Below are 21,952 nucleotides of genomic sequence, written 5' to 3'. Positions count from 1 at the left end.
GAACCATGAAACCGCTTCGTAATGACTGTTTTGCTCTGCCCCCCGGGGTTAATTGGACGTCGGTAGAAGAAGCGCTGGAACGGTTACGTTCACGTTTGCACCCTGTGGTGGGCGTGGAGCGCTCCGTTCCGTTGTCACGGGTGAATGGCCGGATATTGGCAACCGATGTTTATGCACCTCGCGCTCACCCTCCCAGCAGCAATTCTGCGGTCGATGGCTATGCGTTTGCAGGACCTTTAACCGAAGTGCCTTGCGCGCTGCCGCTGCTAGAAGGACGGAGTGCTGCCGGGGAACCTTACCTGGGGCATGTGCCCGAAGGCCATGCTATCCGGATTCTGACCGGTGCGGTGATACCGGTCGGCACCGATACGGTGGTTTTGGAAGAGGACTGCGAGGTTATTGAGGGGCAGCTGCATTTGCACGGTACGTTAAAAGCAGGTGCTAACGTCCGTAAGGCCGGAGAGGATATTAAGGCGCAGGATCAAATTCTTGCGGCGGGCACCCGTCTGACGCCTACCCAGATTTCAGTGCTTGCCAGCGTGGGCGTCGAGTCGGTTGATGTCTATCAGCGGCTCCGTGTCGGAGTCCTGTCCACGGGTGATGAAGTGAAGCCTGTTGGTTCAGCGGTCACCGATTGGCAAATCTACGACGCCAATCTTCCGATGCTGAGCGCGTTGGTGGTGCAGCTCGGCTATGAACTGGTGAACCTCGGCCATGTGCTTGACCGGGCCGAAGACGTCAAATCTGCGCTAGAGAAGGGCGCAGAGCAGTGTGACCTGATCCTGACCAGTGGCGGTATTTCCGCAGGCGACGAGGATCACGTGTCAAAAACACTGAAAGCCCATGGCGACATCAGTAACTGGCGCATCGCGATAAAGCCGGGCCGCCCCCTGGCGCTGGCTATGTTCCAGGGCACGCCGGTGGTGGGCTTGCCCGGCAATCCGGTGGCGGCCTGGGTCTGCGCGCTGCGCTTTGGTGCTCCGGCCATGGCGCTTCTTGCCGGCAGCGAGTGGTTTGAGCCCCAGGCCTATGTCATGCCCGCCAACTTTCATAAGAACAAGAAACCGGGGCGCAGCGAGATGTTGCGCGCGAGGATACGCGATGGGCGGCTTGAGGTGTTCGGCTCTGAAGGCTCGGGCCGGGTGACCGGGCTGGCTTGGTCCGAAGGTTTGGTGGAGCTGGATGAAAGCGCTCAGCAAATAGAGCCGGGAACCCCCGTGCGGTTTATTCCCTACGGCAGCTTCGGGCTCTAGTTACTCGACGCTGCCGTGCACGGCAAAGGCCTCTAAGGAAGCATCTTGTGGCGCCCGGGAGCGGTAAGTTTCCTCAACACCCAACTCCGTCAGCGTGCGACTGACCATCAACAGGGTGTTCTCCTCGAAGTCCTCACACATACTACACATCTGGTCGATCTCTTCGCAGGCGACCGGGTAGGCCGCGTCAATGTCCGGCGCGCCATAACGATCGACAAAGGTTTGCGCCAGCGTTTTTTTTACTTGTTCTAACTCGGTGTCGGTGATTTTGCATACGCCAACAAAACTGGCGCGGCCACCAGATTCTATACTGTACCAACCGTTGGTGAAGGCCTGGCGAGCTTTGCCTTTCAGGTCCGCTTCAGTCCAGTTGGAAAATTCAAATCCCCCCGAGATTGCCCATTCACCGCTCGGGGCTGGCAAGTCAAAGACGTTTTCATCGGATATATCCAGACGCAGGGTTCGGGCGAGTTTCATAGGTGCTCCGCGAATGTAATTAAGCTCAATGTCTCGGTCATGGCGCCCTGGCGGAGTAACATCCGGCCTTTCTCGTCCAGCCCGACAAAGATGCCGGGTTGTGGATAGTTGATCATTTTACCCAAGGTGTCACAGCGTGGCCGCCACTCGTTGTGTACGCGCTCAAATCCACTATCCATAAAGTAGGTCAGCCACAAAAGCGTGTGTTTGGACCAGCTTTCCAGCAGCGCCATAGGGGTGACATCAACGCACCCTTCGTCTTCAAGGCAGGTTTGATTCGGGTTTATTCCTGGCTCGTCGCTCAAATGCCTGAATGGCACATCAATGCCAATGACCAGCCAATTCGGGTGTTCCTTGGGATCCGAAGCATCCGTTGCAAAGCGAACCCCACCACAGAGCGCGCCATTGACCTTGATACGATCGGGCCATTGAAAGTGCACGGGGACTTCCGGTGGGGCCAGTGCGCCGAGGCTCTCGGCAAGGCCTATCTGGGCGACATAGACGGCTTGGATAGCCTCCTCAAGCGGCGTTTCTGGTGCCAGCACCAGAGCTGCGCGTAAGGTCTCGCCCGCTTCGGAGTAAAAGATCGTGCCGGAATCGATGCCTGCAATGGCCCGGCTGACCGCTTTATTAAAGGGGTCTGTGTGTTTGGGTACCGTTTCTCCCGTTAAGAGCGGAGGGAATAGGGGCGACTCGCTCATAGGGTGGCCCGGGCGTAGACGCTAGAGGCGGTGATCTCGTCGGCGATGCGCTGGAAGGCTTTTGCCTGCGGGCTTTCCGGTTTTGACACTACGATAGGAACGCCGCCGTCTGACCCGATACGGATGTCCAGATCGAGCGGAATCTCGCCCAAAAAGGGGGCTCCGATCTTTTCTGCTTCAGCCCGGGCTCCGCCGGATCCAAAGGGGTGATGTTCTTTGCCGCAGCCGTCACAGACAAAAGAGGCCATGTTCTCAATCAAGCCAAACAACGGCACATCCATGCGGTTGAACATATCAATGCCTTTGCGAGCGTCCATCAGGGCAATGTCCTGCGGTGTCGAGACGACAACGGCGCCGGCAACAAAAAACTTCTGGCTCAGCGTCATCTGGACGTCCCCTGTGCCCGGGGGAAGATCCACCAGCAACACATCCAGCCTGCCCCAATCTACTTGGTTCATCATCTGTTCCAGTGCACCCATCAGCATAGGCCCGCGCCAGACGATGGCTTCGTCATCGGTGGTCATCAGGCCCAGCGACATTAGAGTCACGCCATGATTGCGCAGGGGCAGGATGGTGTGCCCGTCGGGGCTGGATGGGCGACCAGAAACGCCCAGCATGCGGGGCTGGCTAGGTCCGTAAACGTCGGCATCCAAGAGGCCAACTTTCAGCCCCTTAGACGCCAGCGCGACCGCCAGGTTGGAGGCTACGGTCGACTTGCCCACGCCGCCTTTGCCCGATGAAATGGCAATGATGCGACTAATCCCCTTAGGGTTTTTATCTTGGGGCCTGGGCGCGTCAGTGCCAATCAGGTTGGGTTTTCCTACTTCGGTGTATTCGACCATGCTGTGCCCTGCTTGATTATTAGCTGTCTAGGTAGTCGTCACTGGTGCGAACGCGGGGGCGTTGGCCCCCTGCCATGGGCGCCTGATCCCCATGGAACTGAGCTTTGACCCGACAGTCGTCGCACATTTTGATGAGCTGAATGTTGTCAGAGTTCGTGTACATCCAGTGCTTGTTTTCCAGCTTTTCGACAATTCGGTTGATGGTGCTGGCAACGCCAAACGGGGTGCCACAATTGATGCATTCGAAAGGCTCCTCGCTATGAAGTGGCCGGGCAATCAGTGCATCCTTGGATACATCCAGCTGGGGTATTAACGTGATGGCCGACTCCGGGCAGGTGCTGTCGCAGACTCCGCATTGGACACAAGCGTTTTCCGTGAACTGAACTTCAGGCCGATCCGGGTGGTCACCAAGAGCGCCCGTCGGACACAGCGACACGCACGCCAGGCAGAGCGTGCATTTATCGGAATCAATGTTTATCGCACCGTATGGTGCGCCCGCGGGCAGCGGAATGGGTGCCTCGATCTTGTCCGCCATAGCGGCAACCGCGACGCGTGTGATGTCCCGGCGCCCTCCGACCAGCAAAACGGGATCACTCACTCTGCCGGCGTTGTCGCCAGCGTTGCAAAGTTCGATTGCGTCGATAACCCGAACCCGGCTCGGCGAGTTATGAGTTCCTTTAAGCATGGACTGGGCCAGTTCAACTTCTGCAGCCACCGCCTGGCGATCTATCTCGTTATCGGCCAGGATCAGGACTTCGGCATAGCCTGCCCCGAAGGCTGCCATTATTTCCGCGTGGCCAATCCGGTCAGTGTGCTCCAGCCCCATCGGGATCAAATCATCCGCCAGCCCATCATCGTATCGAGCCAGATTGGTAATGGCTTCAGCACCGGTACCGAGGGTGTGAAAAACCAGACGCGGGGATTCGTTGGTATGCTCGCGATACACCTTGGCCATGACATCTAGGGCCTTGGTCAGTGCCTCGAACGGGGTTTCGGTCATGCTTATGGCAGACGTCGGGCAAACCGCTGCACAAGATCCGCAGCCGGCGCAGATGTCTGAATCGATCTGTACATGATCTCCGGCAGAAAAAATGGCCTCGGTGGGGCAGACATCCAGGCAGCGGGTACAACCGGGTTGGTTGGCCCGGGAGTGCGCACACAGGGATTCTTCCAGCTTGAAGTACACCGTCTTTTCGAACTCACCGACACGCTCCCGGGCGGTCAGGGCAATGCGTTCCAGCTCTCCTGTCTTGTTCGGGTCGGCCCAGAAATAGCCGTTGCGTTTCTGGTGACTGGGGAACGCAGGGGCAGCGCCGCGCAGGTCGATAAACACGTCGCACTCGCTTCGGGCCGTGGATTTCACCTCGCCGTAACCCGGTTCTCCACGACCGGCCGGGTTCAGGGTTTGCAGGTGGGCAAATTCCAGCTTGAAGTTACCGAGCGCGCCGTAAGCTGACGTCAGCTGTCCTTTTGCCACGTCGTAAGCAGCGGAAGGTAACTGTATAGGACCCGCATCATTCACGATGCACGTGACACCCAGCTCGTCCTTGACCAGTTCTGCCATCATGACCGCCTGCTCAGTCGGGCCAATAATGCAGCATACACCGCTGGACTGAATGGTTTTGGCGGGGGCCATTGGGGCCGGCAGCTGGGCCGCAGCAATCAGGGCCGCCTGTTTGGCCGCTAAGCGCTCGGGCTTTGCGTCGGGAGCGCTCCAGCCCGCCCGATCCCTGATATCAATGGTATGGAGTGTCGCAGCGTGCTGAGTCTCAGCGTATATGTCCTCGGCGAGACGCTCGAACAAAGCGGCCTGCTGGCCACAGGCGATAAGCACTTCGTTGCGGGCTCCAAGGTGCTCCGCGGCCGTGCTCAAGTCGTTGCCGCACAATTGATTCACTGCGACCACATGCTCAGCACCTGCTGCTGCCTTCAGCATCTCCGGATCGAGGCGCTGCGTCTTGTCGCAGGAACATACCAGTAGGGTTTTGTGTGCTGTCATCAGGAACCTGGCTCGTTTCGTTGTTGTTATATATATACGAATTGGCTTTACTACATGAGCATGCCACAGCCATTTGCTTTTGGACAATTGGATAAGTGTCGGGCCACTGCTAATACTAGGCTATAACAAACAAGAGAAGTGTCATGAGCAGTCGAACAGATCAGTGGAGACGCGAGTTGCAAGTCGGGGCCGTCGTTCGTCGTTCGCCCGGCGTAACGCGCTGGGCGCGTGACGTCTGGAAGCCCGTTGCCATTATCCCGGGGGCGCCGGACGCCTTTTGGAAAGAACTGGTTCACGAAGGTGAGGTCGTCGATTACCACGCGGGAACAGTAACCATGGAACTGTATCGCGCCGATGTTGAGGGGTATCTGGTGTCCCTCAATATGAACGTTCCTTCCGTCTGGGTCATCATGGATAAAGATGCCACCAGTCAGTCTCCATCGGGGTGGGTTGTCAGCACCGTTACCGCCAGCGCCCATGAGGCACTGGATTCTCTGGATAGCGGCGAGAGCATTGTCGAAGCGGTGCCGGTCCCGGAGTCCTTGGCGGCCTGGATAAAAGAGTTTATCGACATGCACTACATCGAAGAGCCTTTCAAGAAACGCCGTCGTGACGAGATTCGTGTAGACGGTATCGAAGACGCAAAAGGCGACCCGCGTATCCGTCAGGAAAGCGATGTCTATCGCGCTCCCGCTAACATCAAAAAACCGAGACTGCAGTGATGGCCGAGTCACGTTTACAACGCTGGTCGCGCTTAAAAGCAAAGGCAGAAAGAAGCGCAGAAACGACGCCTCTTCCCGTACCTTCGGAGGGGGCTGACCGCTCTGCGGAGGAGCAGGAGTTAGCCCGAAACGAGACCCTGTCTGAGCAAGAGGTTCTCGAGAAATACGGTTTGCCTGATCCGGACAGCATTGAGCTGGGAACCGACGTGACCGGGTTTATGCGAAAAGAGATCCCGGATCTTCTGCGCCGTAAGGCGCTTCGATCGCTTTGGAAATCCAACCCCGTTCTGGCGGTACTGGATGGTCTTAACGACTATGACGAGGATTTTACTGCTGCAGGCCCCACGGTTAAAGGTGCCAAGACCCTGTACAAGGTGGGGCAGGGACTGATTGATAAAACGAAGAAACTTGATGAACAGCTCGGAAATCGGGTTGAGGGACCCGCGCAAAAGCCGGAGCCGATAGCGCCTGATGGGGCTGCAGAGAAACCGGAGCTCGAGATGTGTGTGGAGCCGCTCCCCGAGAGTCGCAGCATTGAGCCCGAGGCTGGCGAATCCGAGCCTGAAGCCGAGCCGCGCTATCGTCCCAGAATGCGTTTCGAGTCATAGCGCTCGGGTACGTAGAGTTGCGCCGGCGTTGGATCGGAGCTATAAGAATATGTGGTGCAAAATTTAAACAATAAAAGCTAAGGATAGACACTTGGTTAACACTGCTGAGGTTCAATGCCCTCGTACGATCAGTGACGAAGATCGAGCGAGGGCTCAAATATATCGCTTGCTGGGTGTCTTGCTGGGCAACCCTCCTTCAAAGGACCTGCTTGCAGGGCTGGCTTCGTTACAGGGTGATGACACCCCGTTGGGCTCGGCTTCTAAAAATCTGGCCGCTCTGGCCGAACGCACCACGCCTTTTGATGCCGAACGTGAGTACAACAACTTGTTCGTTGGGCTCGGCCGCGGTGAACTCCTGCCTTATGCCAGCTATTACCTGACGGGTTTTTTAAACGAAAAGCCCCTTGCCAATTTGCGAACAGACCTGATGGCTCGGGGCATCAAAGCCCGTAGCGACATCAAAGAACCTGAAGATCACATCGGTACGCTTTGCGAAATTATGGCGGGCATCATTACCGGCGAATTTCCTTGCGACAGCGATCTTTCTTCGCAAAAAACCTTTTTCGACGCGCACTTGGCAAAGTGGGCTGCATTGTTTTTTATCGATTTGGAAGAAGCGCAAGGCGCCATCTTCTATGCGCCGGTAGGTTCGCTGGGGCGGGCTTTCATGGCGGTAGAAACAGATGCCTTTGCAATTCAGTAATCAGGATCTGAATGATCCTTTGACCCTGGGGAGGAGTCCTATGGACAGCCCGAAGCGTGAAAACAGTCGTCGCCGTTTCTTGCAAATGGCAGCAACTGCAGCGCCGGCTGCCGTTGCAATGGCGGTTGCACCGAACGCTGCAGCTGAGGTCGTCAAAAATGACGTCCCTAAAAGCCGCGGCCTGCGTGACACGGAACACACACGTAAATATTTTGAATCGGCTCGCTTTTGAGGAAGTGTAAATTATCCAAGGTTGCGTGATGCTCTTGGGTGATAGCGCCTCCAGAAAAATGAGAATAAAAAGAGAGAGGTAAGAGACATGTTAAGGAAGAAGACCAACGGGGTAGCGAAAGGCTCCCGTGCAGGATCTTTACTTTCATCTCTCGCTGCCAAAACGTTGGACCGCCGTCAGTTTCTGACGGCCTCTGGTGTTGCAGTGGGTGGCATGGCGGCTTTATCGCTGACGTCGGGGCGGGTCGAAGCTGCGGCGCCTTCGGCCGAAGGCGGGAAAATCGTTCGCAAAAAGTCCGTATGTACGCACTGCTCGGTGGGGTGCACTGTCGAGGCGGAAGTCCAGAATGGTACCTGGATTGGGCAGGAGCCGGGGTGGGACAGCCCCTTCAATATGGGTGCCCACTGCGCCAAAGGCGCTTCGGTGCGCGAGCATGCTCACGGCGAGCGTCGTCTCAAGTCCCCCATGAAAATGGTCAACGGCCAGTGGCAGAAGATCCCTTGGGATCAGGCGATCAACGAAATTGGCGACAAGATGCTTCAGATCCGCGACGAGAGCGGACCTGACTCGGTCTATTGGCTGGGCAGCGCCAAGTTCAACAATGAGCAGGCTTATCTTTTCCGAAAATTCGCGGCCTACTGGGGTACCAATAACGTCGATCACCAAGCCCGGATTTGCCATTCGACAACAGTCGCTGGCGTAGCCAATACTTGGGGCTATGGTGCGATGACGAACTCGTATAACGACATCCACAAGTCCAAGGCGATCTTCCTGATCGGAGGCAACCCCGCCGAAGCCCACCCGGTGTCGCTCCTGCACATTCTGAAAGCCAAAGAAGAAAACAACGCACCACTGATCGTTTGTGATCCGCGTTTCACACGTACCGCAGCCCACGCTGACGAGTTTGTTCGATTCCGTCCGGGTTCAGACGTTGCACTGGTGTGGGGCCTTCTCTGGCATATCTTCGAGAACAAATGGGAAGACAAGGAGTTTATCCGCACCCGGGTTTGGGGCATGGATGAAATCCGCCAAGAGGTGAAACGCTGGAATCCTGAAGAAGTTGAACGCGTAACCGGCGTGCCGGGCGCCCAGCTTGAACGTGTTGCCCGCACCCTGGCCAATAATCGCCCGGGTACCGTGATCTGGTGCATGGGCGGTACCCAGCATACCAACGGCAATAACAACACGCGCGCCTACTGCATTCTGCAGCTGGCATTGGGCAACATGGGCGTTTCTGGCGGCGGCACCAATATTTTCCGTGGACACGATAACGTTCAGGGCGCCACCGACGTGGGTGTATTGGCCGACACACTGCCGGGCTATTACGGTCTGAGCGCGGGTGCCTGGGCCCATTGGATGCGAGTCTGGGAGGAAGACCCAGACTGGCTGAAGGGTCGGTTTGCCGTGTGGGACAAGAACGGCAAGTCCAAAGCCATGATCAACGAGAAGGGCATCCCGGTGTCACGCTGGATCGACGGTGTTCTGGAGGCCAAGGAAAACCTCGGGCAGCCTGACAACACCCGGGCCATGGTGCTGTGGGGCCACGCGCCCAACTCCCAGACCCGTATGCTTGAAATGAAGGAAGCCATGGAAAAGCTGGACCTGTTGGTCGTAGTGGATCCCTTCCCGACCGTTTCAGCCGTGTTGCACGATCGCAAAGATGGCGCTTATCTGCTGCCAACGACCACTCAGTTCGAGACCAGCGGTTCGGTCACTGCATCGAACCGATCGCTTCAGTGGCGAGAAAAAGTGGTTGAGCCACTGTTTGATTCAAAGGTTGATCACGAAATCATGAAGTTGTTTGCGGACAAGTTCGGTTTCACCGATCGTTTATTCCGCAACATTGCCATCGAAGGCGATGAGCCGGTAATCGAGGACATCACTCGTGAATTCAACCGTGGTATGTGGACCATCGGCTACACGGGGCAATCGCCCGAACGTCTCAAGAAACACATGAAGTACCAGCATCACTTCGACAAGACCACCCTTCGTGCAAAGGGCGGGCCTTGCGATGGAGACATCTATGGCTTGCCCTGGCCTTGTTGGGGCACGGCAGAAATGAACCACCCGGGCACACCGAATCTTTACGATCTGTCGCTGCCTGTGTCCCAGGGCGGTCTCACTTTCCGCGCCCGCTTTGGTGTTGAGCGCAATGGTGAAAACCTGCTGGCAGAAGGCGTTTACTCGAAAAACTCGGAGATCAAGGATGGTTATCCCGAGTTCACCATGCAGATGTTGATGGACCTGGGCTGGGACGGGGATCTTACGGCCGAAGAACGTGCCAGCATAGACGCGGTTGCCGGCCCCGAGACTAACTGGAAGACTGACCTATCCGGCGGGATACAGCGTGTTGCGATCAAACACGAATGTGCACCCTTTGGTAACGCCAAAGCGCGAACTGTGGTCTGGAACTTCCCGGATCCCGTGCCGATTCATCGCGAGCCGCTCTACACGACGCGTCGCGATCTGGTCAAAGATTACCCGACTTATGAAGACAAGACGTTCTGGCGTGTACCGACCTTGTACGAGTCCATTCAGAAGAAGGACTTCAGCAAGGACTTCCCCATCATTCTGACCTCTGGCCGTCTGGTCGAATATGAGGGTGGTGGTGACGAGACGCGTTCTAACCCCTGGTTGGCAGAATTGCAGCAGGACATGTTTATTGAGGTGAATCCGCGGGATGCGAACAACCTGAATATTCGTGATGGCAAGGATGTTTGGGTTACCGGGCCGGAAGGAGGTCGTATTAAGGTCAAGGCTATGGTGACCGAACGTGTTGGCGAGGGCGTAGCCTTTATGCCGTTCCACTTCGGCGGGCACCTGGAGGGTAAGTCTCTGAGGGATAAGTATCCCAAAGGCTCTGATCCCTATGTTCTGGGTGAATCTACAAATGTTGTTCAAACATACGGGTATGACTCGGTCACGCAGATGCAAGAGACCAAAGCTACCCTGTGTTCGATTATGCCGGCATAACAAGAGGTGTAGACCATGGCACTTGAAGGACAAGCACGCGCAAAATTCCTTTGCGACGCCGAACGCTGCATCGAATGTAATGCCTGCGTAACGGCCTGTAAGAATGAGCATGAAGTCCCTTGGGGTATCAACCGTCGGCGGGTGGTGACCATCGAAGATGGTAAGCCTGGCGAACGCTCGATCTCGGTAGCTTGCATGCACTGTTCAGATGCGCCTTGTATGGCGGTTTGTCCCGTGGATTGCTTCTACCAGACCGAAGACGGAATCGTGTTGCACTCCAAGGATCTATGCATTGGTTGTGGGTATTGTTTCTACGCTTGCCCCTTCGGCGCTCCCCAGTTCCCCCAAGCGGGCAACTTTGGCAGTCGTGGCAAGATGGACAAATGTACGTTCTGTGCAGGTGGTCCTGAAGAAGACAATTCCGCGGCCGAGTTCTCTAAATACGGGCGTAACCGTATCGCAGAGGGCAAATTGCCACTCTGTGCGGAAATGTGTTCGACCAAAGCCCTGTTGGCCGGTGATGGCAACGAGGTGGCGGACATTTATCGCCAGCGCGTCGTGAGCCGTGGTTTTGGTTCGGGCGCCTGGGGGTGGGGCACAGCCTACGAGAAGAAGGGTGCATAAGTTTGCCTGAGTATTCCGGGGCCTTCCGGCCCCGGACGTTATTGAGGCAACGAATACTTCTTGTTTATTCCGTTGGAGTGCTCTAATGAACTTAAAATTATTGGGTGCAGCATTCTTTGTGCTGGCGGCCCTGTCATTCAACTCTGCCTGGGCGGAGCCCGCGGTTGATCGGACAGCGACCGGGGGTGCTCAAACCCTGGAAGACATCATGGCTCGTCAACAGAAGTTGAAAGTTGACGGGTCGTTCCGGTCTGAAAATCTGGGTGATCCAGCCAATGCGTCTCCGATCACCGAGCAATTAGGTACACGAGGCGGGGTTTCTCGCTCAGACACCTACCGCTCCATTCGCTATAACGAAGTTGACGCCAACACACAGGTCCGGGGGCCTGCGGCTGACGTCCTGATCCAAGACGGAGGCATGCCCTGGTATAAGCTGCGCGAGGGGCCGATCATTACCTATGGCGGCGGCGCGCTCCTGGGTTTCATCGTTCTGCTGGTGGTGTTTTACCTCATTCGCGGCAAAATCATGATCGATGGCGGCCCTTCAGGCGTCACAATACAACGATTCAAGGCCGTCGAGCGATTTGGACATTGGTTGTTGGCGGGCTCGTTTATTGCGCTGGGACTAACGGGGCTCATTACCCTGATGGGGCGGAGCTTCCTGATCCCCATTTTTGGGCCCGATGCCTTTGCGACCCTGGCAGCCGGCTCCAAGTGGATTCACAACAACATTTCCTGGGCCTTTATGCTCGGGCTGTTGATGACGTTTTTTATGTGGGTGGCGCACAACATTCCTAACAAGCTGGATTGGCAGTGGCTCAAGGCGGGCGGCGGCATTTTTACCAATTCCCATCCTTCCGCAAAAAAATTCAATGCCGGACAGAAGATCGTTTTCTGGACCGTTATGGTGTTGGGTTTTTCTGTTTCGCTGTCTGGTTTGTCGCTGCTGTTCCCGTTTCAGATGCCCATGTTTGCCGAGACCTTTAGCGTCATTAACAGTGTCTTCGGAACAGACTTCGATACGGCCCTGACGCCGCACGAAGAAATGCAGTATGCCAACATCTGGCACTCGATCGTGGCGTTCGTCATGATGCTGGCCATTATTGCCCACATTTATATAGGCACCGTTGGAATGGAGGGTGCGTATGATGCTATGGGTAACGGTCAGGTTGATGTGGAATGGGCGCGCCAGCATCACGATCTGTGGGTGGCTGAGGTCGAGGCTAAACAAGGCAAAGGAGAAGGCCCGTGAAAGTTATGATTGCGGCATTTATTGCGGCCTTGCTGATTGCTTTCGCCGCCCCGCTGGCTCTAGGTCAGTTCGGTTGGTCATCAGCCGAGCAAGGAAGTAGCGAAACGAGCGTGCGTCTTGACTGACCAAGTGGAAACACACCAAATCGATGCGATCGGTTTGGTGTGCCCCCTCCCCGTTTTGCGTTTCAAAAAGCGCACTCAGGGTTTGCCCAGCGGGACACTGGTTGAATTCTTGGCCGATGACCCAACCAGCCGTCGGGATTTACAGGCGCTTTGCGAGATAGCCGGTCACCGGGTTGAATGGGTTCGGGAAGAGGATGGCGGTATCCTCCGTTACCGCGTTTGCCTGGCATAATCGAGCTTCTGGGCTACTTGCGCCAAGCTTCTCCGCGAGCAACATCCGAAGCCTTTTGCTCCACCCAATGTTCCCCAGCCTCAGAGAGTTCTTTCTTCCAAAACGGCGCTGAAGTTTTCAACGCGTCCATAATAAACTCACAGGCTGCAAACGCATCCGCCCGGTGAGCACTGCACACGCCTACAAACACAATCTGATCTTGCAGCAATAACCTGCCCACCCGATGAATAACTCGTGCCTTACGCACATCCCATCGCCGGGAAGCCTCCTCAATCAACTCCGTAATAACCTGTTCCGTCATGCCCGGATAGTGCTCGAGAAAGAGCCCGGACACATCCTGCGTATCGCCAGTGTCACGAACCAGTCCGGTAAAGGTGGCGATAGCCCCCGTGCCTGCACCGCTATTACGAAGAGCGGCATACTCAGTACCAGTGTCAAAATCTTCAGTCTGAATGCTGATCATATTAACCCCCGGTTACCGGTGGGAAAAAAGCGACCTCATCGCCGGCCTTCACAGTTGCGGCGGGTTTCGCCATCGCCTGATTGATGGCAACCATCACAGGTTGGTCACCTTGCAGTTGGGTCCAGGGGCCACCACGACTCGCCAGCTCTGCCAGCAAATCCCCGGCAGTCTGCCCCTTGTTTGCCGGCAATGTGAGTTGCTCCGTACCTAACTCTTCACGGAGACGGGCAAAAAAACGGACGGTAATGGTCTGGTCAGTCATATCAGCTCAGTAACTCCGTGAATGGGTAGTAGGTGAGCAGGCTGCCCTCGGCAACCGTGCTGTGCTCCGGAACGACCGCTAAGCCATCGGCCCAGCAGGCAGAGCTCAATACACCCGAGCTCTGGTTCGGGTACGCACTGACTCGCGCCTCGGCGTTAACCGATTCAATGCGTGCACGGATAAACTCCCTGCGCACCGAAGTCGAGGTTGTGTTAAATGCGGCGGGCAGCTGCAGGCCCACAGGGTGAATGCGTAGACGCCCTTGGCCAGTGCGAATGTAGGGCATCGCCACCATTAGAAAAGTGACCAGCACCGAGGCTGGATTACCTGGCAGGCCGAATACTGGCGTGCCCTTAATTGAACCAAATGCCAGCGGCTTGCCGGGTTTGATCGCCAAGCGCCAGAGCGACAGCTCGCCAAACTCTTCCAAGACCGCTCTTACGTGATCCTCCTCACCCACGGAAACGCCCCCGCTGGTGATGATCAAATCTGCCTGTGTCGCTGCGCGCTCAAGAGTTTCTCGGGTGGCAGTTCGGGTGTCTTTCAGAGTTTCACACAGCACGACCTCACAGCCGGCCTCTGCCAAAAGCGCAAGCAGGGTGAAACGGTTGGTGTTATAAATCTGGCCCGGCCCCAGCGGAGTTCCCGGGTCGACCAGCTCATCGCCGGTCGACAAAATTGCGACCCGCAGCTTTTTCACCAGCGTAACTTCAGCTAAACCTATAGACGCTAGAAGGCCCATTTCCTGAGCCCGGATTTTTGTGCCTTTGCCCAGTGCCAGGCTGCCCTTCGCAAGATCCTGGCCTCGTCGGCGGATATTCTGGTCAGCCTTTACCTCGGCATTAATCAGGATGCCGCTATCGGTCACCTCAACCCGCTCCTGCATGATGACGGTATCGGCCCCTGCCGGAATTTCCGAGCCGGTAAAAATGCGGGCAGCGGTCCCGGGCTTCAGTGGGCTTGGGGCAGAGCCTGCGGGAATCCGGTCAGATACCAGTAATGCTTGACCAGGAACGTAGTCCTCAGCGCGCAAAGCATAGCCATCTACCGAACTGTTGTCGGCTGGGGGGACATCCGCCGGAGCCTGGTAATCCTGTGCCAGTATGCGGCCAAAGCTTTCGGTGAGCGGCAGTCGTTCGGTTGCCGTAATCACCGGAGCCTTGCCCAGCAGGTGAGCAAGGGCTTCTTCGATCGGCGTCAGCTGGGCTGTCATGATGCTTGTCTCCGTGTTCAGAACTAACGTGTGGCGCGTTTTCCAATCACCTGATGAAGCCGCTCGACCGCGCGCTGCGGCTTGCGGCTAACCAGGGCCGAGAAGTTGCAGGGGGCGTGGCGGCTGTCCAGTTGCGTGTTCAGAATGCCATTCCAGCCCGTGCGGCATGCCCCCGTGGAGCCAGGCAGACAGAAAATCACCGTATGGTTGGCAAGGCCGGCAAAGGCTCTGGACTGAATGGTGGAGCTGCCAATTTCCGCAGCGGATAGACGCCGGAACTCTTCGCCAAACCCTTCAATGTATTTGTCCAGGAGCGGTTTAACCGCTTCTGGCGTGCTATCGCGCTCGCTAAAGCCGGTGCCACCTGTGATGATGATTGCATGAATATCCGGATCCGCGATCCAGAATGACATCGCAGCGCGTATCAGATAAATGTCGTCCGGCAGGATGCGCCGCGCAATAAGCTGATGACCGGACTCCACCACACTGTCTTCAAGAAACTGACCGGAGGAATCTTCATCAACGCCGCGAGTATCGGAGACCGTAAGAATCGCGATATTGAGAGGTTTGAGTTCGTTCGTGGGTTCAGTGCTCATGGGAACGTGCTCCGAAAATCACAGGGGAAATTTTGACTCTCAGTATCCCTTTCAATGGCGGGTAATGGAAGGGAGTCCCCCCCTCAGGGAAAGGTTGCGGTCCTTGCGCGCGGGCATTTTTGGCGAAAGTTGGTGTTAATTTGTCCAGTGGACTTGACATGTCCGGTCAAGGTGGTCGATTATGCTGACTGCCCGGCGAACAGTTGTTCCCACTCTACTGGCACAAGCAATTATATCCGGCTTCCCTCTGCACCGGATGCTCCATCTGCCAGCACCTTGTTTCAATATATATTTATGATCAACGCGTTCAGGGGCATCCCTGCAATTTCAACCGTCGTTTACTTCCATTCCTGAAAAATCCTACAAATTATGAATCTTACTGAACTCAAGCAGAAATCTGTGCCCGAATTGCTCGAAATCGCGCAAGAAATGGGCCTCGACAACCTCGCCCGTTCGCGCAAACAAGACGTCATCTTCAGCATTCTGAAGAAGCACGCCAAGAGCGGCGAAGATATATACGGTGATGGTGTACTGGAGATTCTGCAGGATGGCTTCGGCTTTCTACGTTCTGCCGATGCGTCCTACCTGGCCGGCCCTGACGATATCTACGTGTCCCCGAGCCAGATCCGCCGCTTTAACTTGCGGACCGGTGATACGGTTGCCGGCAAGATCCGCCCACCGAAAGACGGCGAGCGTTACTTTGCTCTGTTGAAAGTGAGCGAGATTAACTTCGACAAGCCGGACAACGCCCGTAACAAGATTCTTTTTGAAAACCTGACGCCGCTGTTCCCGGATGAGCGTTTGGTGCTGGAGGTGGGTAATGGCAGTACCGAAGACCTTTCTTCCCGGGTACTTGACCTGGTATCGCCGATCGGTAAAGGCCAGCGTGGTCTGATCGTATCGCCACCTAAGGCCGGTAAAACACTGCTGATGCAGGGTATCGCCCAGTCGATCGTTCGTAACAACCCAGAATGTCATTTGATGGTGCTTCTGATTGACGAGCGTCCGGAAGAAGTGACAGAAATGCAGCGCACGGTGCGCGGCGAAGTGATTGCCTCAACCTTTGACGAGCCACCAGCCCGTCACGTTCAGGTGGCCGAAATGGTGATCGAAAAAGCCAAGCGTCTGGTTGAACACAAGAAAGATGTGATCATTCTGCTGGACTCCATGACTCGTCTGGCTCGCGCCTATAACACGGTGATTCCTTCTTCCGGTAAAGTACTGACCGGTGGTGTGGATGCCCACGCACTTGAAAAGCCGAAGCGCTTCTTCGGTGCTGCCCGTAATGTTGAAGAGGGTGGTAGTTTGACTATCCTGTCGACCGCTCTGGTAGACACCGGCTCCAAAATGGATGAAGTCATCTACGAGGAGTTTAAAGGTACCGGTAATATGGAAGTCCACCTGGACCGTAAGATTGCCGAGAAACGCGTTTACCCGGCCATCAACGTGCGTCGCTCCGGTACTCGCCGTGAAGACCTGTTGATGTCTGAGTCGGAAATCCAGCGTGTCTGGATACTGCGCAAGTTGCTGCACTCCATGGACGATGACACGGCGTCACTGGAGTTCCTGCTGGACAAATTGCGGGATACCAAAACCAACGACGAATTTTTCCAGTCTATGAAGCGTCGTTGAGTTTGAACTTCGGAGTCGGGCGAACGCCGTTTATGCGCGGTATCCAAGCCTAACGTTCGAAGAACCAAGCCGGGCGAGGGACCAAAACATTCAGGGAAACCACGTTTTCCGTTTTGGCCCCTCGCCCGGCTTGATTCCAACTCCCCAGTCCAAACACTGACTTTAGCCCTCCGAATCCTCAAGGCATGGAAGGCTAAAAGCGGAGCATCAAATGAAATACAACGACCTGAGAGACTTCATTGCCCAGCTGGAGAAACTGGGAGAGCTAAAGCGCATCAGCGTAGAAGTTGACCCCCACCTGGAAATGACCGAAATCTGCGACCGCACCCTGCGGGCAGGTGGTCCGGCGTTGTTGTTTGAAAATCCGAAAGGCTATGACATGCCTGTGCTGGCCAACCTGTTCGGTACGCCAAAGCGGGTTGCTTTGGGTATGGGGCAGGATGATGTCAGCGCTCTGCGAGAAGTCGGCAAGTTGCTGGCATTTTTGAAAGAGCCGGATCCCCCCAAAGGCTTCAAAGACGCTCTGGAAAAATTACCCATCTTCAAGCAAGTCATGCGCATGAGCCCGAAAGTGCTCCGCTCCGCGCCTTGCCAAGAGGTGGTGATCGAGAAAGATAAAGTAGACCTCTATCAGATTCCGGTTCAGCACTGTTGGCCCGGGGATGCTGGTCCGCTGGTGACCTGGCCGCTTGTTATTACCCGTGGGCCCAATAAAGAACGCCAGAATCTCGGTATATACCGGCAGCAGGTCATCGGTCGTAATCGATTGATCATGCGCTGGCTCAGCCACCGCGGGGGTGCTTTGGACTATCAGGAATTCCGCAAAGCGAATCCCGATAAACCTTACCCGGTCGCGGTTGCCTTGGGCGCTGACCCCGCCACCATTCTCGGAGCCGTGACGCCGGTGCCGGATAGCCTGTCCGAATACGCTTTTGCCGGGCTGTTGCGCGGCTCGCGTACCGAATTGGTGAATGCCGGGCTCAGCGATCTTCAGGTTCCGGCCAGCGCCGAGATCGTTCTGGAAGGCTTTATTTATCCCGATGATACGGCGCCAGAAGGGCCGTTTGGTGACCACACCGGCTATTACAACGAAGTGGATGAGTTCCCGGTGTTTACCGTTGAGCGCATCACTCATCGCAAAGATCCGATTTATCACAGCACCTACACCGGCCGTCCGCCCGATGAGCCGGCGGTGTTGGGCGTGGCTCTGAACGAAGTGTTCATTCCGATACTGCAGAAGCAGTTCCCGGAAATCGTCGATTTCTATCTGCCGCCGGAAGGCTGCTCGTATCGGCTGGCCATTGTTACCATGAAAAAGCAGTACCCCGGCCATGCCAAGCGGGTAATGATGGGCGTATGGTCGTTTTTGCGGCAGTTTATGTACACCAAGTTTGTGATCGTCACCGACGACGATGTAAATGCCCGTAGCTGGGAAGATGTGATCTGGGCAATGACTACCCGAATGGATCCGACTCGAGACACCACGCTGGTCGACAATACGCCGATCGATTATCTGGATTTTGCTTCGCCGGTCTCCGGTTTGGGCTCCAAAATGGGGCTGGATGCGACCAACAAATGGCCGGGTGAAACCGATCGTGAATGGGGAGTAGCCATCACCATGACCGATGAGGTGAAGCAGCGGGTGGATGACATTTGGGACAGCCTGGGGATTGAAATTCCGGATAACTCCCCAAAATGAAGGGGTAGCAACCTTGCATCGCGTTCGCTTGCACCCTGCAGGTCTGAGTTGCCCGGTAAACGGTACCGATGACTTGCTTTCGGCAGCCGCAGAAGCGGGTATTCAAGCACCGGCGGCATGCCGCAACGGCGTTTGTGAAATCTGCGAAGCCCGGCTGGTTAGCGGGCAAGCTTTGAATACCCGGAGCCAGCAACACATACTAACCGGAGGGCGTCTGATGATGTGTCGGACTCAGGCCCTCTCCGATATCGAATTGGAGATACCCGCCGTTATGGCAACAGGAAATCATCAGCCCCGTATATATCAAGCCAAGGTGGTGGACGTCAGCTCCATCAACCACGACGTATACCGGGTAGAGTTGAAGTTGCCTCGGCGTCGGGATGTGAGCTTCCATGCCGGCCAGTACTTATCGGTAAACTTGCCAGACGCAGATCCCTGTTACTTCTCGATTGCCAGTAGCCCTTCGGCGGAAAACATCATCCTGCACATTCAGGCCACGCCTGAGTGGGTTTCTGCGCAGAAGGTGATTGATGCGCTGACGTCAGGAGAAGATGTCTCGGTGCAGTTGCCACACGGTAAGGCTTGCCTGGCGGCTGCGCCGGATAAGCCGTTGGTGCTTGTAGCAGCGGGCACCGGCTTTGCGCAGATGAAGAGTTTGGTAGAGTACCTGAAAGAAACCAACTTCAGCCATAGCGTCAAGTTGTTTTGGGGCGTGCGCAAACACGAAGATATGTACCTCCGCTCTCTGGCCCAACGCTGGCACGACGAGTGGGATGCTTTCACCTTTCTGCCGGTTGTCGGCGATGACGAAGACAACGACTGGGCTGGCCACCACGACCAGCTGGTGCGTGCGGTTCTTGCAACGGGTATCGACTGGCGCTCGGTGGAAGTGCATGCCAGCGGGTCACCAACGATGGTGTACACACTGATGGATGCATTGGTAGAGGCAGGGCTTTCCGAACAGGACTTTTTGTCGGATGTTTTGGAGTATGCCCCAAGGGCCTGATAAATCAGGCCTTGGGCATAGGTAACTCGGGCAGGGCGTTGTCTGATTCAAGCTCTTGCATGATCAGTTTTACGCTGCTTTCTTCTTGGCCCATATGGGCGTTCAGCCGGCTCAGCTCAGCCATGGTCTCACGATCTCGTTTCAATTTCAGGCTGGCGGTAAAGTACTCTCTGGCTTTGCCCCACAGCTGATTCCTCAGGCTCAAGCGCCCCAGCGCCAATAACAGTTGAGGGTTGTTGGGGCGATCTTTGTACCATTGTTCAGCGGTGAGTAGCTGAACTTCGGGTTCGCTGCCTTCCAGGCGCCCGTACAGGTTGATCAGCTCATCGCTCCAGTGGTTTCTAAGCACCTTGCGCAGCAGGGTTTCGGCTTGTTCTTCATCGCCCAAACGTGCCAGTAGTCGTGTGTAGTCCCGAATGGTGTGTTCGTCTCGGCGCACGAATCGAGGCAACTCGTCCCACAAACGGGTGAGAGGCTCTACAGATGCTTCCGGATCGCTCTCACGCTTGCGTTCGCAATCTTCTGCGGCACGCTCCAGCAAGTTCTTCCAGACCTCACGTTCTAGGTCGTCCAGCTCTTTTTCGGTCAGCACGCTGCGCTTACGCAGTTCCGGCAGCAGTTTTGAAAGCTCCTTCCAGTCTTCCAACCGAAGATACGTGGTTTTCAGCAGTTTCAGTACGAAAGGGTGATGAGGTGCTTCTTTACGAAGACGCAGCAATGTGGCCAGCGCTTGTTCTAAGCGGTTGCCCGAAAGCTGCAACTGGGCTTGGGTGATACCAACCGCAAGGCTGGAACCGGGTGTGCTCTCGAAGGCAAGGCGCAACAGTTCATCGACGCCCTCGTGATCGCCGGTTTCGGACGCTGCCTGGGCGGCCGCCAAATAGTTGATCAGCGGTGTATCGGCATGGCTGGCGGCACTGGACAGCAGTTTTCGCGCTCTTTGCCAGTTGCCTTCGGCGAGGGCGAGCAGGCCTTTTGTGGTGCGGCGTCTGGCGCGGCGCTCGTGGCCCCGGCTAACCCAGGTGGCCATCAGACTGGTGCCTTTGCGGAATCGTCTGATGGTGTTAATGACGAACAGGCTCACAAGCACCAGTAAAACAATCAGAGCCAACCCGACCCAGAAGTTGGTTTCGATCAGATAATTGCCCAAGCTGATGCGGATATAGCCCAGATCGTAGGCCAAGCCAAGAGACAGCCCGGTTCCGATCAGCAGCGCGCCCAGAATAATCAGCAGCAGGAGAATCATGAATCTTTACCCTCGCTGTCGGTAGCCAGTCGTCCTGCCAAGCGTTCTTTGAGCAGGCCGAGCGATTGGCTGACATCCGGCAACTTCGGGTCAACATGCTTGTCGGCCAGTTCGGTCAGGATATCGGACAAGCCTTGAACGGCTGGGTTGCTCGAGTCGTACCATTCGCTGACGGTGCGTCTGGCTTTTTCGAGGGCGCGCTCGTAAAGCGTTTGGTTGCCCCGAAGTACCGCCATTTCAGCTTCTTCCAACATGAGTTGCAGGTTCAGGCGAGCCCAGGCGCTTTGGTCCGGGGACATCAAGGGCTTCACCGTTTCATCCATTCGGCGCACCACTACAACGTCTTTCAGCGTGCTTAGGAAGCGGTTCCAGCCGCGGGTAAACATGTTGCTGCCATCTTCCGGCGCATTGCTGTCTTCGGTCATGTTGAAGCCCGGCGCCTGATCGTGAATCAGCGCTTGGGTAGTCAGCTCGTTCACGCTGGCAATGGCCGCTTCGAGCTTCAGATACAAACCGGTGCGATCCACGCCCTGAATGCTCTTAAGCGCCAGGATTTCCTTGGCCAGTTGTTCGCGAACCGGGTAAACGCCGATGTCATCGGATTCCGCTAACACTTCGTCGGCGGATTCCAGCGCAGAGAGTGCGCCGCGAATGTCTTTTTCGATCATCAAACGCTGGTTGCCGACACGCAGCAGGTATTCGGCTTCCGCCAACAGCCAGTCAGTGCGAGTGCGGTTACCGGCTTCCAGCAGTTCCCGAGCGTTGTGGTCGATTTGCCGTTGCTGCGTGGCAATCAATTCACGCTGTTCAGCCAGTTTGTTTTCGAGGGTTTGAATGCGTTGGCTCTGCTCGCCGCCACGACTTCCGTAGAGAGTCTCGAGTTGTTCGGTGTCTTGCTTGAGATCCTGAAGAGCTTGCAGGCTGCTGTTCTGCCTGTTCCATTGTTGCCAGTTCCACAGGGCAAGCAGTATCACAAGGATCAGGGCAACGATGGCGATGATCCAGACAGGCCAAAGACGCGGTTTTTGGGTGTCGGTTTCTTCAACCGGGGCGGGCAATTGGTTCGTTGTCTCAGTCACGGGCATCCTTACT

23 protein-coding genes are annotated in these 21,952 nt (G+C 56.1%); 13 read left to right on the top strand and 10 right to left on the bottom strand.

Annotated features, from left to right (window positions below):
• The first annotated feature begins 5 nt into the window (after positions 1-5).
• Positions 6-1,253, top strand: a complete 1,248-nt coding sequence (locus ACNQ6O_RS12310; protein ID WP_418053523.1) for a molybdopterin-binding protein — start codon at positions 6-8, stop codon at positions 1,251-1,253.
• Here ACNQ6O_RS12310 and ACNQ6O_RS12305 read toward each other — a convergent pair whose 3' ends face one another.
• Genes ACNQ6O_RS12305 through ACNQ6O_RS12290 form a run of 4 tightly spaced genes read right to left on the bottom strand, consistent with a single transcriptional unit; the run spans position 1,254 to position 5,272 of the window.
• Positions 1,254-1,730, bottom strand: coding sequence for a DUF6505 family protein (locus ACNQ6O_RS12305; protein WP_418053522.1), 477 nt, complete (start codon positions 1,728-1,730; stop codon positions 1,254-1,256).
• Positions 1,727-2,431: a biotin/lipoate--protein ligase family protein gene (locus ACNQ6O_RS12300; protein ID WP_418053521.1), complete on the bottom strand. Its 705-nt coding sequence runs from the start codon at positions 2,429-2,431 to the stop codon at positions 1,727-1,729. Before ACNQ6O_RS12300 ends, ACNQ6O_RS12305 begins: the two co-directional genes overlap by 4 nt.
• Entirely contained in the window at positions 2,428-3,273 is an 846-nt protein-coding gene (locus ACNQ6O_RS12295; RefSeq protein ID WP_418053520.1) for an Mrp/NBP35 family ATP-binding protein, read from the bottom strand. The genes ACNQ6O_RS12300 and ACNQ6O_RS12295 overlap by 4 nt, the downstream gene beginning before the upstream one ends.
• 19 nt (positions 3,274-3,292) lie before the next feature.
• Positions 3,293-5,272, bottom strand: coding sequence for a 4Fe-4S binding protein (locus ACNQ6O_RS12290; RefSeq protein ID WP_418053519.1), 1,980 nt, complete (start codon positions 5,270-5,272; stop codon positions 3,293-3,295).
• A gap of 143 nt (positions 5,273-5,415) precedes the next feature.
• Between ACNQ6O_RS12290 and ACNQ6O_RS12285 the strand changes: the two genes are divergently transcribed.
• The 9 genes from ACNQ6O_RS12285 to ACNQ6O_RS12245 all read left to right on the top strand — a co-directional run bounded on the left by ACNQ6O_RS12285 (position 5,416) and on the right by ACNQ6O_RS12245 (position 12,743).
• On the top strand, positions 5,416-5,994 hold the full coding sequence (locus ACNQ6O_RS12285; protein WP_418053518.1) for a DUF3305 domain-containing protein: 579 nt from the start codon (positions 5,416-5,418) through the stop codon (positions 5,992-5,994).
• Positions 5,994-6,602, top strand: a complete 609-nt coding sequence (locus tag ACNQ6O_RS12280) for a DUF3306 domain-containing protein (protein WP_418053517.1) — start codon at positions 5,994-5,996, stop codon at positions 6,600-6,602. The genes ACNQ6O_RS12285 and ACNQ6O_RS12280 overlap by 1 nt, the downstream gene beginning before the upstream one ends.
• A 91-nt stretch (positions 6,603-6,693) precedes the next feature.
• On the top strand, positions 6,694-7,305 hold the full coding sequence (locus ACNQ6O_RS12275) for a TorD/DmsD family molecular chaperone (RefSeq protein WP_418053516.1): 612 nt from the start codon (positions 6,694-6,696) through the stop codon (positions 7,303-7,305).
• A 40-nt stretch (positions 7,306-7,345) separates the two neighbouring features.
• The gene (locus ACNQ6O_RS12270; RefSeq protein WP_418053515.1) at positions 7,346-7,537 is read left to right on the top strand and encodes a twin-arginine translocation signal domain-containing protein; all 192 of its coding nucleotides are present in this window, start codon (positions 7,346-7,348) and stop codon (positions 7,535-7,537) included.
• A gap of 87 nt (positions 7,538-7,624) precedes the next feature.
• Positions 7,625-10,510, top strand: a complete 2,886-nt coding sequence (locus tag ACNQ6O_RS12265) for a molybdopterin-dependent oxidoreductase (protein WP_418053514.1) — start codon at positions 7,625-7,627, stop codon at positions 10,508-10,510.
• Positions 10,511-10,525: 15 nt separating this feature from the next.
• Positions 10,526-11,134, top strand: a complete 609-nt coding sequence (gene fdh3B, locus ACNQ6O_RS12260; protein ID WP_418053513.1) for a formate dehydrogenase FDH3 subunit beta — start codon at positions 10,526-10,528, stop codon at positions 11,132-11,134.
• A gap of 85 nt (positions 11,135-11,219) precedes the next feature.
• On the top strand, positions 11,220-12,386 hold the full coding sequence (locus tag ACNQ6O_RS12255) for a formate dehydrogenase subunit gamma (RefSeq protein ID WP_418053512.1): 1,167 nt from the start codon (positions 11,220-11,222) through the stop codon (positions 12,384-12,386).
• Entirely contained in the window at positions 12,383-12,511 is a 129-nt protein-coding gene (locus ACNQ6O_RS12250) for a hypothetical protein (RefSeq protein ID WP_418053851.1), read from the top strand. Before ACNQ6O_RS12255 ends, ACNQ6O_RS12250 begins: the two co-directional genes overlap by 4 nt.
• Entirely contained in the window at positions 12,504-12,743 is a 240-nt protein-coding gene (locus tag ACNQ6O_RS12245) for a sulfurtransferase TusA family protein (RefSeq protein WP_418053511.1), read from the top strand. Before ACNQ6O_RS12250 ends, ACNQ6O_RS12245 begins: the two co-directional genes overlap by 8 nt.
• Before the next feature lie 13 nt (positions 12,744-12,756).
• Here ACNQ6O_RS12245 and ACNQ6O_RS12240 read toward each other — a convergent pair whose 3' ends face one another.
• Genes ACNQ6O_RS12240 through moaB form a run of 4 tightly spaced genes read right to left on the bottom strand, consistent with a single transcriptional unit; the run spans position 12,757 to position 15,277 of the window.
• The gene (locus ACNQ6O_RS12240; RefSeq protein WP_418053510.1) at positions 12,757-13,206 is read right to left on the bottom strand and encodes a molybdenum cofactor biosynthesis protein MoaE; all 450 of its coding nucleotides are present in this window, start codon (positions 13,204-13,206) and stop codon (positions 12,757-12,759) included.
• Between the two features lies 1 nt (position 13,207).
• Positions 13,208-13,468, bottom strand: a complete 261-nt coding sequence (gene moaD / locus ACNQ6O_RS12235; protein WP_418053509.1) for a molybdopterin converting factor subunit 1 — start codon at positions 13,466-13,468, stop codon at positions 13,208-13,210.
• Position 13,469: 1 nt separating this feature from the next.
• The gene (gene glp, locus ACNQ6O_RS12230; RefSeq protein ID WP_418053508.1) at positions 13,470-14,681 is read right to left on the bottom strand and encodes a gephyrin-like molybdotransferase Glp; all 1,212 of its coding nucleotides are present in this window, start codon (positions 14,679-14,681) and stop codon (positions 13,470-13,472) included.
• A 23-nt stretch (positions 14,682-14,704) separates the two neighbouring features.
• On the bottom strand, positions 14,705-15,277 hold the full coding sequence (gene moaB / locus ACNQ6O_RS12225) for a molybdenum cofactor biosynthesis protein B (RefSeq protein ID WP_418053507.1): 573 nt from the start codon (positions 15,275-15,277) through the stop codon (positions 14,705-14,707).
• Positions 15,278-15,646: 369 nt separating this feature from the next.
• Here moaB and rho point away from each other — a divergent pair, with 369 nt between their 5' ends.
• From rho to ACNQ6O_RS12210, 3 genes are all read left to right on the top strand, one after another.
• Positions 15,647-16,909, top strand: coding sequence for a transcription termination factor Rho (gene rho, locus ACNQ6O_RS12220; protein WP_418053506.1), 1,263 nt, complete (start codon positions 15,647-15,649; stop codon positions 16,907-16,909).
• 211 nt (positions 16,910-17,120) lie between these two features.
• A complete protein-coding gene (gene ubiD / locus ACNQ6O_RS12215; RefSeq protein WP_418053505.1) occupies positions 17,121-18,608 on the top strand; it encodes a 4-hydroxy-3-polyprenylbenzoate decarboxylase in 1,488 nt (495 codons plus the stop codon).
• A 13-nt stretch (positions 18,609-18,621) separates the two neighbouring features.
• Entirely contained in the window at positions 18,622-19,614 is a 993-nt protein-coding gene (locus tag ACNQ6O_RS12210) for a 2Fe-2S iron-sulfur cluster-binding protein (protein ID WP_418053504.1), read from the top strand.
• Between the two features lie 4 nt (positions 19,615-19,618).
• Here the strand turns inward: ACNQ6O_RS12210 and ACNQ6O_RS12205 are convergent, their stop codons facing one another.
• Together ACNQ6O_RS12205 and ACNQ6O_RS12200 are read right to left on the bottom strand one after the other, a co-directional pair.
• A complete protein-coding gene (locus tag ACNQ6O_RS12205; RefSeq protein ID WP_418053503.1) occupies positions 19,619-20,860 on the bottom strand; it encodes a heme biosynthesis HemY N-terminal domain-containing protein in 1,242 nt (413 codons plus the stop codon).
• A complete protein-coding gene (locus ACNQ6O_RS12200) occupies positions 20,857-21,945 on the bottom strand; it encodes a uroporphyrinogen-III C-methyltransferase (RefSeq protein ID WP_418053502.1) in 1,089 nt (362 codons plus the stop codon). The genes ACNQ6O_RS12205 and ACNQ6O_RS12200 overlap by 4 nt, the downstream gene beginning before the upstream one ends.
• Positions 21,946-21,952: the final 7 nt, after the last annotated feature.

Source organism: Marinobacter sp. SBS5, assembly GCF_048285575.1.
In the GTDB taxonomy this organism is placed as follows: domain Bacteria; phylum Pseudomonadota; class Gammaproteobacteria; order Pseudomonadales; family Oleiphilaceae; genus Marinobacter.
Note: the sequence above shows the minus strand (reverse complement) of the source record. Positions and strands in the feature narration are given on the sequence as shown.